Source organism: Pseudomonas putida S13.1.2 (assembly GCF_000498395.2).
Taxonomy (GTDB): Bacteria; Pseudomonadota; Gammaproteobacteria; order Pseudomonadales; family Pseudomonadaceae; genus Aquipseudomonas; species Aquipseudomonas putida_Q.
In genome coordinates, this window is sequence record NZ_CP010979.1 from 2,252,357 (window position 1) to 2,265,243 (window position 12,887).

Annotated in this window: 13 protein-coding genes; 7 read left to right on the forward strand and 6 right to left on the reverse strand. The window is 61.7% G+C overall.

Features of this window, described 5'->3' with window-relative positions; all coding sequences use genetic code 11:
• The first annotated feature begins 67 nt into the window (after positions 1 to 67).
• Positions 68 to 1,201, forward strand: a complete 1,134-nt coding sequence (locus tag N805_RS10215) for an aminotransferase class V-fold PLP-dependent enzyme (RefSeq protein ID WP_019473303.1) — start codon at positions 68 to 70, stop codon at positions 1,199 to 1,201.
• A gap of 224 nt (positions 1,202 to 1,425) precedes the next feature.
• Here the strand turns inward: N805_RS10215 and N805_RS10220 are convergent, their stop codons facing one another.
• Positions 1,426 to 1,698, reverse strand: coding sequence for a PepSY domain-containing protein (locus N805_RS10220; RefSeq protein WP_019473302.1), 273 nt, complete (start codon positions 1,696 to 1,698; stop codon positions 1,426 to 1,428).
• A gap of 157 nt (positions 1,699 to 1,855) precedes the next feature.
• Between N805_RS10220 and N805_RS10225 the strand changes: the two genes are divergently transcribed.
• Complete coding sequence (locus tag N805_RS10225) at positions 1,856 to 2,548, forward strand: DUF421 domain-containing protein (protein WP_019473301.1); 693 nt, start codon at positions 1,856 to 1,858, stop codon at positions 2,546 to 2,548.
• Positions 2,549 to 2,622: 74 nt separating this feature from the next.
• On the opposite strand, the gene N805_RS10230 is transcribed toward N805_RS10225, so the two are convergent.
• The 3 genes from N805_RS10230 to N805_RS10240 are packed head-to-tail and all read right to left on the reverse strand — an operon-like array spanning position 2,623 to position 4,450.
• Positions 2,623 to 3,429 carry a DUF3618 domain-containing protein gene (locus tag N805_RS10230; protein ID WP_019473300.1) on the reverse strand — a complete coding sequence of 269 codons (807 nt, stop codon included), beginning with the start codon at positions 3,427 to 3,429 and terminating at the stop codon, positions 2,623 to 2,625.
• The gene (locus N805_RS10235; RefSeq protein WP_019473299.1) at positions 3,426 to 3,854 is read right to left on the reverse strand and encodes a phage holin family protein; all 429 of its coding nucleotides are present in this window, start codon (positions 3,852 to 3,854) and stop codon (positions 3,426 to 3,428) included. The genes N805_RS10230 and N805_RS10235 overlap by 4 nt, the downstream gene beginning before the upstream one ends.
• Complete coding sequence (locus N805_RS10240) at positions 3,854 to 4,450, reverse strand: hypothetical protein (RefSeq protein WP_026034653.1); 597 nt, start codon at positions 4,448 to 4,450, stop codon at positions 3,854 to 3,856. The genes N805_RS10235 and N805_RS10240 overlap by 1 nt, the downstream gene beginning before the upstream one ends.
• 131 nt (positions 4,451 to 4,581) lie before the next feature.
• Here N805_RS10240 and N805_RS10245 point away from each other — a divergent pair, with 131 nt between their 5' ends.
• The 4 genes from N805_RS10245 (at position 4,582) to N805_RS10260 (ending at position 9,135) form a co-directional block, all read left to right on the forward strand.
• Entirely contained in the window at positions 4,582 to 5,127 is a 546-nt protein-coding gene (locus N805_RS10245) for a hypothetical protein (RefSeq protein ID WP_230685715.1), read from the forward strand.
• Positions 5,128 to 5,414: 287 nt separating this feature from the next.
• Positions 5,415 to 5,942 carry a (2Fe-2S)-binding protein gene (locus tag N805_RS10250; RefSeq protein ID WP_019473907.1) on the forward strand — a complete coding sequence of 176 codons (528 nt, stop codon included), beginning with the start codon at positions 5,415 to 5,417 and terminating at the stop codon, positions 5,940 to 5,942.
• A complete protein-coding gene (locus N805_RS10255; protein WP_019473908.1) occupies positions 5,939 to 6,940 on the forward strand; it encodes an FAD binding domain-containing protein in 1,002 nt (333 codons plus the stop codon). The genes N805_RS10250 and N805_RS10255 overlap by 4 nt, the downstream gene beginning before the upstream one ends.
• Positions 6,937 to 9,135, forward strand: a complete 2,199-nt coding sequence (locus N805_RS10260) for a xanthine dehydrogenase family protein molybdopterin-binding subunit (protein WP_019473909.1) — start codon at positions 6,937 to 6,939, stop codon at positions 9,133 to 9,135. The genes N805_RS10255 and N805_RS10260 overlap by 4 nt, the downstream gene beginning before the upstream one ends.
• Before the next feature lie 9 nt (positions 9,136 to 9,144).
• Here the strand turns inward: N805_RS10260 and N805_RS10265 are convergent, their stop codons facing one another.
• Positions 9,145 to 9,864 (reverse strand): DUF72 domain-containing protein, encoded by a 720-nt coding sequence (locus N805_RS10265; protein ID WP_019473910.1) that lies wholly within the window; start codon positions 9,862 to 9,864, stop codon positions 9,145 to 9,147.
• 222 nt (positions 9,865 to 10,086) lie between these two features.
• Between N805_RS10265 and N805_RS10270 the strand changes: the two genes are divergently transcribed.
• Complete coding sequence (locus N805_RS10270; protein WP_026034705.1) at positions 10,087 to 11,436, forward strand: SDR family oxidoreductase; 1,350 nt, start codon at positions 10,087 to 10,089, stop codon at positions 11,434 to 11,436.
• Positions 11,437 to 11,468: 32 nt separating this feature from the next.
• Here the strand turns inward: N805_RS10270 and N805_RS10275 are convergent, their stop codons facing one another.
• Complete coding sequence (locus tag N805_RS10275) at positions 11,469 to 12,809, reverse strand: cation:proton antiporter (RefSeq protein ID WP_019473912.1); 1,341 nt, start codon at positions 12,807 to 12,809, stop codon at positions 11,469 to 11,471.
• Positions 12,810 to 12,887: the final 78 nt, after the last annotated feature.

A 12,887-nucleotide genomic window follows, 5' to 3' on the forward strand; every position in this document is an offset into this window, starting at 1 on the left:
GTTACCGAGGTTTATTCCGCCTACGCTACAGAGATGTCACTGACATCTCTGCCCAAGGAGTCACCCCATGTCCACGCTTTATCCCAGTAATGATCCTGAGGGGCTCATCGAGTACTCGGTCGTCTATACCGACCGCTCGCTCAACCACATGTCACAAACCTTTCAAGGCGTGATGAAGAACATTTCCAGCACGCTGAAAGAGGTCTATGGCGCCCAGGCTGTTGCGGTAGTGCCGGGCAGCGGTACATTCGGCATGGAATCGGTAGCGCGACAGTTTGCCACCGGCCAGCAATGCCTGGTGATACGCAACGGCTGGTTCAGTTATCGCTGGAGCCAGATCCTTGATGCGGGCAACATCCCGGCGGCCACCACAGTGCTGAAAGCCCGACCGGTCGACGCGGGACGCCAGGCTGCCTACACGCCCCCGCCGCTGGAGGAAGTGCTGGCGAGCATCCAGGCGCACAAGCCTCAGATCGTCTTTGCCCCCCACGTTGAAACCTCATCCGGGATTATTCTGCCCGACGATTACCTGCGGGCCGTCGGCGACGCGGTGCATGCGGTGGGTGGCCTGTTCGTGCTGGACTGCATCGCCTCCGGCACGCTTTGGGTGGATATGCACAAGTGCGCAGTCGACCTGCTGATCAGCGCACCGCAAAAAGGCTGGAGCGCCTCCCCTTGCTGTGCCCTGGTGATGCTCAGCGCGTTGGCGCTTGAGCGCATCGAGCACACGCAGAGCAGCAGCTTTGCCTGCGACCTGAAAAAGTGGCTTCAGATCATGCAGGCCTACGAACAAGGCGGACATGCCTACCATGCGACCATGCCCAGCGATTCGCTGGCGCGGTTCAACGACGTGATGAACGAGATGCAAGCCTACGGTTTCGAGAAGGTGCGTAGCGAACAACAGGCACTGGGTGATCGGGTGCGCGCCATGCTGACCGGCAAAGGTATCAAGAGCGTGGCCGCAGCCGGCTTTCAAGCCCCGGGGGTCGTGGTGAGCTACACCGATGATGCCGACATCAAGAGCGGCAAGAAATTTGCCGATCACGGCTTGCAGATAGCCGCCGGCGTTCCGTTGCAATGCGACGAGCCGGCCGACTTCCAGACCTTCCGCATCGGTCTGTTCGGGCTCGAAAAGCTGCACAACATCGAGCGTACGGTCAGCACTCTTGAGCAGGCCCTTGATGAAGTGATGGCGGACTAAGTCATCCGGCGGGAGCCCGTGAAACGGGCTACGCGCTGGATGGCACGGGCTTCGCCCGTGTTCGCGGGGCAAGCCCGCTCCCACAGAGACCTTATGCCGCAGAGACCTTAGGCAGAGGGACCCTGTGCCACAGAGACCTTAGGCACAGAGACCTTGTGCCACAGCCTCCCTATTGCAGAGACACCGCATGCCGCATAGACCTCGTACCGCCGTTGAACAGATGATCAATGATCCAATTCGTCCTTGATGATCTTGCCGTCATGGGGATCGACCTGGAATTCGTACTGTTTGCCGTCAGCTTTCATGCCCTCACCTTCCCAATGGCCGTCATCGGCCTCGATCTTGGTGATTTGCGTGTAGCCGGCACCTTTCAGGGTGGCCTCTGCCTGATCCTTGGTCACCTTCCAGTCTGCGCCAGGCTGATCTGCCCATGCTGCAGTGCTGGCCAATGCGCCGGCCATGGCCAGGCCTGTGAACAGTCGAGTCATCGCTTTCATCGCTAACATCCTTTTTCATGAGGTTAAACGGTCTGACTGGCGCGCCAATGCCACGGTTCAGTTTGATTTGATGCCCGCCGCACCTATCAATCGATGAACCAGGGCTGCACGAAAACAGTCAACCCATTACCTGAATGACGGAAGGATGGGTGAGCGAATGGTTTCGTTTGATCTGCAACGGATGCTGATAGGCGAGTTCCCATTTACCTTTCTTCTGGAAGTTGCCGTCCGTGCTTCGGCGGCCTTCCTCGCCGTGTTCCTGTTTCTGAAATTCAGTGGCCGACGCGGGATCAGGCAGCTTTCCCGTTTCGAGCTCGTAGTGATTCTTACCTTGGGCTCTGCCGCCGGCGATGTGACCTTTTACGAAGATGTGCCTCTGCTTCCGGTGGCCCTGGTTTTCCTCACACTCTTTTTGCTTTATCGAGGCACGGTCTACCTCATGAGACGAAGCAGAACCTGCGAAGCCTGGATCGATGGGCTGCCCATTACGGTAGTCAAAGATGGCATGTACGAGATTCATTCGCTGCGTCACTTGAACATTTCACCGAATGAACTGTTCATGGAACTCCGCCAACAAGGCGTCGAGCATCTGGGCCAGGTTCGCCTGGGCCTTCTGGAAACCGATGGCGATCTCAGCCTGTATTTCTACGACCAGGAGGACACACGACCCGGCCTGTCGGTGCTGCCGGTTGAACACCGTCCGGAGTACCTGTCGCCGCCCGGCGCCGGCTTGCACTGCTGCGTCAGCTGTGGTTTTCCGACCTATCATGAGGCGCACGACACAATGGCATGTACACGCTGCGGTCATACGGTGTGGTCACCTGCATTGGTCACTGTGCGCAACCGCTAGCGGGTTTCGCCCAAGACACAAAGGTGCCAGCCTTCTGCATTGGCAGCAAAGGCTGGCACTGCACGTCCAACCGATCAAGGCGTGAAGCCCAGGCCAGCGGAAAGGTCTGAGCCTTGTGGTTTGCCGGCTTGCTGGGGCTGTTGCTGCTGGCCCGCCTGATCGAGCGATTGCTCGACAGATGCCTTCGCCTCGCTGGCTTTTTCCTTGAGTGTGTCGGTCAAACGATCACTGCTGGCGCCCATCAGCTGATCTTCCTTGCGGGTACCGGGCAGCGCCGCCCCCAATGCAGCGCCCAGGGCCATGCCCAAGGCAGCCAACACGAGCGGTTGCTCCTGGAGCAGATGATCGAACTGACCCTTCAACGCCGTAGCCTGGTCTGCGACCTTGTGTGCAGAGTCGCGCAGGGTGCCTGCCGAAGCGCCCACGGAATCGCGTACGCCGCTGCCAAGATCATGGGCCCGTTCGCGTACGTCATGGGCTTTCATGCTCACCTGCTGCCTGGCATCGTGCACCGCCTCCCCCGCATGGGCAAACGCATCCTTCACCGTATCCACGGCGTCTGTCAGTTTTGCGCCCAATCCGGGGCCCTGGTGCGCAGGCCCAGGGTTGAAGGGGCGGTTCTGGTTCAGGCCTAGCCAGACCAGGCCCAGTACGGTCAGGGTAGCGGGTACGGGGTTGTTTTTGAGAGTAGTGCCCAGGTTTTGAAAGAATTCGCCGCCATTGCCCTTGCCGTAGGCCAATAGCCGGTCGACCATCTGGCCTGGGCTAAGGCGCTGTTCAAGCGCATCCATCAGGTCGCTGATGTGCTCGCGCTTGGCATTGATTTCCTGCTCGAGCAGGTCCGGGTCTTTTTGCGCGTCATGTTCGAAGGAAGTGGTCATGGCAATTTCCTCTTCAGCGTGTCCTTGTCCTGTTGCATCGCGTGTAACGTGCGCTCAGGGGCCAGGTGCGCAGGCTCGAACTGTTTTTTGCCGGACTGCAGCATGATGAACCCTATCACCACGGTGATCGCGCCCACGATCAAGGCTGCAAGCCAGGGTTCGACCACCATGGCCAATGCGTAGACCGCCGCCAGCAGCAGGATGATAAAGCCCGCCAGTACCACGATCGCACCCGCCGCCACCGCCGCCGTGCCGGCCTTGAGCGTGGCAAGGTTGTGCTGCAGTTCGGTTTTAGCCAGTGCCAGTTCCTTGGTGAACAAATCCGGTACTTCCCGCATCAACTGGCGCAACAGGCCTCCGACGCCGACGGCGTCGTCTTCCGGCGTGTGCAATCCCGGTGTGGCATGCATGGGATCTTTGTTCATCATTCACCTCCTTTGAGCGGGTCGCGCTCGAACGGGCTGCCGCTGACCGGCGTGCCTGCACCAGCCCCGACCGGATCGACAGGGGTGTAAGGGTGCCGGGTGGAAACGTCGCTACCGCGATCAGGCGTCACGGCCTGCGCAGGGGGTGACGAGTGCCCTTCATGGGATGTGGCCGCAGCCTGGGCGCCATGGCTGGCGCTGGCGCGTATGAACCGCGACACTGCAAACCCGACCGCTACGCTACCGGCCAGGAACAGCGCCGGGTTGCTCCGCGCCAACTGGGCACCGCGCTGCATCAGGTGCTCGGCGCTTTCATGGCGTACCTGTTCGGCAAAGTCGCCCATGCATTCTGCGGCCTGGCTGAGGTATCGCGAGAGCCCCAGCGTGTCGTTGTCTTGCAGCGCTGCTGCCGCCGAACGCACCCCTTCCTCAAGCGAATCAAGCTGATCTGCTGCGCTATCGCGGTAGTGCTCGAATTGCTCGCTGCCTTTCTCCCTTGCCTCACCAAGCAGCGCACCTGCCTCATTGGTGATGGCATGCACATGATCCTGAGTGCTGCCGGGTGGGGACGTTGAGCTTTGATCGGTCTTGTCCATCGTCATGCCCTCGTAGCTGACTGTTGAGCGAATGCCACAACAATGACTGGGCATTCAGTCGGGGGACGCAGGTATGACGACGGGAGTTCAGAGTATGTGATCTATGACATTTACCTGAAGGCTCAAAAGAAATGACGCGATTAACCTGCGGCACTGGAGCCGGCGCAGAGGCTTTGGATGCGCTGGTAATCAGCGCCAGCAAAGGCATTCCGTTTGTCGGTACCTACGCACGGTTCGCTGCCGGGCAGGACGAAGAAGAAGTGAACAACCCAAAGAGGAGATTCACCATGAACATCATCAAGGCCCATTCACTGCTGCTCGTACTGTGCATCGGTGCCAGTGCACCGTTGGTGTTGGCAGCCACCGACATGAACGACCAACGCGCACCTGGTGCGCAGACACAGGACAACGGCCCGATGGATGGCACCGGCTCCGGCACGCCTGGGGATGGCATGGGAACCGGCTCTGGCGGTACGGGGACCAATGGCACCGACAATACTGGGGGTGACGGGACCGACAACGGCTCGGGGACGGGCACCGGCGCGGGTAACGGCACGGGTGGCGCCCCAGGTAGCGGCACAGGACCGGACGCCGGCAGCGGAGGCTCGGGCGGTTCTGGTTCTGGTTCTGGTTCCGGCTCGGGCGCTGGCGGTAGTGGCGGTGGTTCAGGCGGTTGAGCCAACCACCCAAATCTGCCTGCGATCATTCAAACCTGAAAGCTGTCGCGATCCCTGTGGGAGCGGGCAAGCCCGCGAAGCAGACCGCGCGTTGCATGGCAGGGGCTTCGCCCGTGTTCGCGGGCATGCCCGCTCCCACAGGATCTCTACAAGCTTCAAGACCAAGGCACGTACGCATGCCGGTTGATGCTGACACTTTGGCCAGATCGGCTGAACGTTTGCACAGCCGGCCCGGTCGCACCACAGAGATGCAGTCAACTGTGCAAGACCGACCGTGAGGACCATCCATGAGCGCAACCGCCCCCGAGGGTGTCGTAGAACACCCCATCCGCCTGACCCTCAATGGTCAGCCCCGATCACTGCAGGTGCACCCTTGGGCCACATTGCTCGACCTGCTGCGTGAGCAGCTGGACCTGGTAGGCACCAAGAAGGGCTGCGACCATGGCCAGTGTGGGGCCTGCACAGTGTTGCGTGATGGCAAGCGTATCAACGCCTGCCTCACGCTGGCCGTCATGTGCGACGGGGCTGAGCTGGTCACCATCGAAGGCCTGGCCAGCGACGGCGAGCTGCACCCCGTGCAACGCGCCTTCATCCGCCATGATGCCTTCCAGTGTGGCTATTGCACCCCAGGGCAGATCTGCTCCGCAGTCGGGCTGGTGTACGAAGGGCATGCTGACACTCGCGAGGCCATTCGCGAGCAGATGAGCGGCAACCTGTGCCGCTGCGGAGCTTACGGCAACATCGTCGCAGCAGTAGAAGAAGCCATGCCATTGATGATGGACGCGGCCCGGCGACAAGGCGGGTCGAATTCATGACGCCATTCAGTTACCACAAGCCCGCATCGGTCAGCGAAGCTGTCAGCCTGGCAGACGCCAGCTCGCGTTTCATTGCCGGTGGTACCAACCTCGTCGACCTTATGAAGGAAAACGTGGTTCGCCCCAACCGCCTGATCGACATCTCCGGGCTTGGCCTGAACGGCATCCAGGCCACCTCGAATGGCGGAGTGCTGATCGGTGCATTGGTGAGCAATGCCGACCTGGCCTGGGATCCAATCATCCAACAGCATTACCCGCTGCTGTCCGAAGCCATTCTGGCGGGGGCATCACCTCAGTTGCGGAACATGGCCAGCACCGGCGGCAACCTGCTGCAACGTACCCGTTGCTATTACTTCTACGACACCGGCACACCCTGCAACAAGCGCGAACCGGGCAGCGGATGCCCAGCGCGTACAGGCCTGAACCGTATCCATGCCATTCTCGGCGCCAGCGATGCCTGCGTCGCCACCCATCCCTCGGACATGTGCGTTGCACTGGCGGCGCTCGAAGCTGTGGTGCATGTACAGGGGCCAGCCCGTGAACGCAAGATACCCTTCGCGGATTTCCACCGCCTGCCCGGCGACGCCCCGGAGCGCGACAACCAACTGGCAACCGATGAACTGGTGGTCGCCATCGAGTTGCCACCCCCTGTATTCGAACACCATTACCGTTATCTGAAGATTCGCGACCGCGCCTCCTATGCGTTCGCACTGGTATCAGTCGCCGCGGCCTTGAGCCTCGATGACGGCGTGATCCAGCGGGCTCGACTGGCGCTGGGCGGCGTTGCCCACAAACCGTGGCGGGACACGGTTGTAGAAACGATGCTGGCCGGCCAGGCGCCTTCGCAAGCGCTTTTCACCCAAGCCGCACACACCCTGCTGCAAGGGGCACAACCCCTGAGCCACAACGGTTTCAAGGTAACACTCGCGCAACGTGCAATCGTTCGGGCATTGAGCGAGGCAGTGCTCGGTGCCGCAGCCGGGGGGACAACACCATGATCGACACCACACCCATAGTCGGCACGCCCCTGGACCGCGTGGACGGCGTCGCCAAGGTTACAGGGCAGGCGCGCTACGCAGGTGAGTACCCACAAGCCGGGCTGCTCCATGGCAGCGTCGTGTGCAGTACCATCGCCTGTGGTCGGGTGCTCGCCATCGACCATTCACAGGCAATGCGCGTGCCCGGGGTAGTCGCTGTGCTGGACCATGGCCATCGGCCGCACATTTCCAGTTATGACGACGATTACAGTGACGCCGACTCGGCCGAGGGGTCGCCGTTTCGCCCCTTGTTCAACGACCGCGTGCTCTACAGCGGTCAACCCTTGGCCCTGGTGGTAGCCACAACCCTTGAGGTGGCGCGATACGCAGGCTCGCTGATCAGAATCGACTATGCCGAGGAGGCCCACCAGACAGACCTGGGTGCAGCCCGGCAGTCGCATGAGGCACCCGCCGAAACACCGGCACCGCGTGGCGATTTCGCCGGGCAGTTTACCGCTGCGCCGGTGCAGATAGATGCCACCTACCTGACGGCCAGCGAGCATCACAACCCGATGGAGCCCCATGCTTCGACCGTGCACTACAAGGCCGACGGCACCCTCGAAATCCACGACAAGACCCAAGGCACGCAAAATTGCCAGGACTACCTGCACAAGGTGTTCGGCCTGCCCAAGGCCAACATTCGCGTGCGCGCGGCATTCGTCGGCGGCGCCTTCGGCTCGGGCCTGCGCCCACAGTACCAGTTACCGCTGGCCGTGATGGCGGCGTTGCATTTGCAACGCTCGGTGCGCGTCACGCTGACTCGCCAGCAAATGTTTACCTTCGGCTACCGGCCCCGCACCGAGCAGCGGCTGCGCCTGGGTGCTGACGCTGGCGGGCGGTTGCTAGCGATCGCCCACGATGCACTGGGCCAGACATCACGCTTCGAGGACTTTACCGAGCACCTGGTGGAATGGAGCGGCATGCTCTACCAGTGCGACAACGTTGCGCTCAGCTATCGCCTGGCGCCGCTCGATGTATATACCCCGCTGGACATGCGTGCCCCAGGGGCCGCGTCAGGCATGATTGCCCTCGAATGCGCCATGGATGAGCTCGCCTGCGCAGCCCTGATCGACCCGCTCGACCTGCGCCGGCGCAACTTCGCCGCCAACAATGGCAATGAGGGCAAGCCCTACTCCAGCAAGGAGCTGCTGGCATGCTACCAGCAAGGTGCCGAGCGTTTCGGCTGGCAAAACCGCAACCCGCAACCGCGCAGCATGCGCAATGGCCACCAGCTGATCGGCTGGGGCATGGCCGGCGGGGTCTGGGAAGCCATGCAGATGAAGGCCAGCGCCAAAGCCTGCATCGATGCCCAGGGGCACCTGACCGTGAGTAGCGCCACCACCGACATCGGTACCGGCACCTACACCGTCATGACCCAGATCGCAGCCGATGCAGTCGGCACCAGGGTGCAGGATGTCACCTTCGTGCTGGGGGACTCCTCACTGCCGACAGCACCGCTGCAGGGTGGCTCGTTCACGGTGTCGTCGGTGGGCTCGGCGGTGCGCCAGGCCTGCCTGGTCCTGCGCACCAAGCTGCTGGAACATGCGCGCAAGTCGTATGCCGAGGTGGCCAGCACCCCCACAGAGCAAATCGTCTTCGCCGAGGGCTACCTGCATGCGGGCAGCCATCGCCTGGCCTTGGCGGAGATAGTCGCCAGCGCCCCGGGGCGAAGTTTCGAAGTGCACATAGAAGCCGAGCCAGGTGCCAGGCGCCAACCCTTCTCCACCGCTACACATTCGGCGGTCTTTGTGGAGGTGCATGTTGACGAGGACCTTGGCACGATCAAGGTCACCCGGGTGGTCAGCGCCGTCGCAGCAGGACGGGTGGTCAACCCGAAAACCGCGCGCAGCCAGATCCTGGGGGGCGTGGTGTGGGGCGTGGGCATGGCCCTGCACGAGGAAGCCTTGACCGATCACCGGTTGGGCCGCATCGTCAACCACAACCTGGCGGAGTACCACATCCCGGTCAACGCGGACAGCGGCGATATCGAGGTTATTTTCGTTGAAGAGAACGACGACATCGTCAACGAGCTGGGCTCCAAGGGGGTGGGTGAAATCGGCGTGGTCGGGGTGGCGGCGGCAGTGGCCAACGCGGTCTACCATGCCACGGGCAAGCGTGTGAGGGCGTTTCCGATCACGCTCGACAAGGTGCTGTAATCGAGTACATCAACGCCTTTGCAAGCAGGCCTCGGCCGCCAGTGCGTCGCCCAGGGCCGCTCCGCTTGCGGTGTTGTCGAATACGCACCAGGTCGGTAGTTGCAAGCTGTCGCGCTTCTGCAACTGGGTAGCCAGACGCTGCAGGTAGTCGCTGCCATAAGCGCTGCGATAAATCTGCGGCTCACCGTGCAAGCGCCAATAGGCCAGGCCCTGCCAGCCGCCTGGCTGGGCATCCACACCAAAGCGCGAGGGGCTGGCCGCGACTTGGGCAACCTGAAAGTCGACGAGCACCGACTGCGCTGCCGCCCATGATCGGTGCCGCGGCTCGACCGCCAGCCCTCCCTCATAACGCGCGCGCAGGTCGGTGAAAAACGCATGAACAACGTCAACTTCAAACGCCAGCGACGGCGGCAACTGCACCAGCAGGCACCCAAGGCGATCGCCCAGATGCCCGCACTCATCGAGAAACCGCTCGAGCAGGCCCGCACAGCCCTGCAAGCGGTGCTCATGGGTGATGGCCTTGGGTAACTTGACGGAAAAACGAAAGTGCTCAGGCACCGACGCAGCCCATCGGGCATAAGTTTGCGACCGATGAGCACGGTAGAACGAGGAGTTGATTTCGACCGCGTTCAATCGGCCCGCGTAACGCTGCAAATGGGTCCCATGCAGGGGGAAGTGTTCGGCATGAAGCCGTGACAGGTTCCAGCCTGCGCAACCAAGATGAATCATCCTGAGCGTCCCTTGTGCATCATTCGTGCCCTCTCCTAGTCGAGGCTCGGGTACCCAGGAGGTTCACTCGCTGCACACCAGCGGTCATCTTGTAATTCAGCACGCCACTGGAACCCTTGACCTGAACTTTACAGCGTCCCACGCATTCCCCTGCTTACCCGATGCCTTTGTACACAGCGAAGGTTGAACGCTTGCTGACACACTTCGAGAGGGTTCTGCACCATGATCGATCAAGCGACAGGCATGAAACCAGGCGAACGCTACTGCGTGGAAAACATCGAACGCGCCCATCAATTCCCCGGTTACTTTCAGGACGGCAAATATTACCTTGGCCCAGAACTGCTGACTGCAGTCGGCTGGCTCGAAGGGACCACGTTCATTTATGACAGCCTGGATGCAGAAGGCGAGCCGGTCTTTGCGGACCGGGTAGCGGGCACCATCGAGGGCTTGAAACTGGTGCTGGTCGACGGCACCGCCCTTGAGCTCTCGAAGATGGAAGCCAGCGCCACCCTCGCGCCTGCGCCTGAGGACATCGAGCCACCCCAGGCTGCCGAGCCTGCACCGCCGGCCGCCCCCGTATCGACACAAGGCCCGTTGCGCGGCAAGGTCGTGGTCATCACTGGCGCTTCAAGTGGCATCGGCAGGGCCGCTGCGCATGCCTTTGCCTGCAAAGGCGCTCGCCTGGTGCTTGCTGCGCGGGATGAGGAAGCGTTATTCGACGTGCTGGACGAGTGCACTGATTGCGGTACTGACGCCGTGGCAATCACTACCGATGTCAGCCGCAGCGACCAGGTGCAGGCGCTGGCTGCGCAGGCTGCCGAGTTTGGCCATGGGCGAATCGATATATGGGTCAACAACGCAGGCGTCGGCGCGGTCGGCAATTTCGAGGACACGCCACTGGAGGCGCATGAGCAAGTCATTCAAACCGACCTGATCGGTTACCTCCGTGGCGCCTACGTCGCCCTTCCCTATTTCAAGGCGCAACGCAGCGGCATCCTGATCAACACGTTGTCACTCGGGAGCTGGATCGCGCAACCCTATGCAGCGGCCTACTCGGCGAGCAAATTCGGCCTGCGTGGCCTGACCGACGCGCTGCGCGGAGAACTGACGGCGTTTACCGACATTCATGTCTGCGATATCTATCCTGCGGTCATGGATACCCCGGGTTTCAGGGATGGTGGCAACTACACTGGCCACACGCTGACGCCCCCCGGGCCAGTCTACGACCCGGAGCTGGTGGCCAAGGCCATGGTGGCTTGCGCCCTCTCCCCTCGTGCGCGCACCACGGTCGGGGCAACCGCTCGCCTTGCCCACCTGGCCAGCTACCTCGTCCCGGGGCTGCCGCTGCTTTCAGGATGGCTGACCCGCTGGGGGTTGAGCCGTAGCCCCAGCGCCGGAACATCGCCCGGTAACCTGTTCGAACCGCCGAGTGACCGGCGCAGTGTGGACGGTGGCTGGAGAGCCCGAAAAGACAGGACAGCGGTGTTGGTGAGTGCCGCCGTGCTCGGGGCCATTGCCGGGTTTGCGATCACTCATTTGCAGCGCCGGCGCCGCCAAGGGGTCGACCGCTAAGCATCAAAGACAAAGGGTTTGAAGCGCCCTCATCACGCCCGCTGCTTCCACGTTTCGTATCGGGCAAGCAGCGGCTGCACGCTCAACCCATGCAGCAGTATGCTCAACGCTACCACTGACAACACCAGGTTGGTGCTCTGTGCCGCATAGCCAGGAGGCAGCCCATGGTCAAGGGCATAGAAGAGGTAGTAAAAGCTACCGATACCCCGGATGCCAAACCAGCCAAGCAGCCCACGTTGTCGAATATCCAGCATTCCCCGGATCGGAAACAGCACGATGCTCAAGGGACGAATCACCAGGAACAGCGCTCCGGCGATCAGCAACGCCCGCCAGTCCCAGTGCTCTATCAGCACCACCCCGAGCAAGGTCACGAGAAAAACCTCCATTGCACGCTCGATCAGGCTGCCGAAGGCCAGCATGTCCCCCAGCATGATCCCCGCTGCGACCTGAGAATCGTCCAGCCCGCGCACATCACCTTTGACAGCCAGCTCCGGCGCCACATGCTGGTGCCCCACTACGGGCTGCACCAAATGTTCGGCAGCCGGCTCCTCCGGGTTGCTGGATGTATGAGCCTCCGCCTGGCGCAAACCCAGCCCAGCGGCGAATACGGCGAGAAACCCATAGGCCTGGATCGTTTCGGCAAACACATAGGCCAGCGCGATCAGTGCCAGGGCCAGGTAATCGTTGGGCGATACGGTACTGTCGTCGTTGCGCAGTCGCAGGAAGAGTGTGAGTTTGCCCAGCCCGCGCCCCATCCAGTAGCCAAGCAGCAGACCAGCACTCACTGCCCACAGCATGTCCTTCAGCAACCAGTCGCCGAGCCAGGCCTGCCCGGGGTTCTGTTGCAGGAACAGCCCAAGGATGACGAAGGGAAAGGCCACTCCGTCGTTCAAGCCAGCCTCCCCCGACAAGCTGAAACGCACAGGATCATCGTCCTGGGCATCGGCCACCTGCACAAGTGTTGCAAGCACGGGATCTGTGGGTGCGAGGATCGCCCCGATCAGCACTGAAATACCCCATTCAAAGTTCAGGCCGTAGTGCAGCAGCAACGTTACGCCACCGATGCAGATCATCATCACAGGCCCCGCCAGGTAAAACGCGCTCCACCATCGGCGGTCGTGCAAGGGCAAGCGCAATTTCAGGCCGCTGAAGAAGAGGGAAAATAACACCGCGACCTCGGTCAGGTGCTCCATCCATCCCTTGGAACTGCTGACATCCAGGTGGAGTAAACCAAGCCCGGATGATCCCAGCCCGATGCCCAAGGCCAGACACACCACCGAGGATGTCACCGGGATCCAGCGTAAATAGGAGGATGAAAGCGCCAGCAGCAGCAAGACTGCGCCCAGCATGGCGAACCATACGATGAAGGTCATCTGCGCAGTTGCCTTGGTGAAGTGCTCGATTATGGTTTGACTTACCCTGGCGACGGGTCGTTCAGCTGCGATAACCGG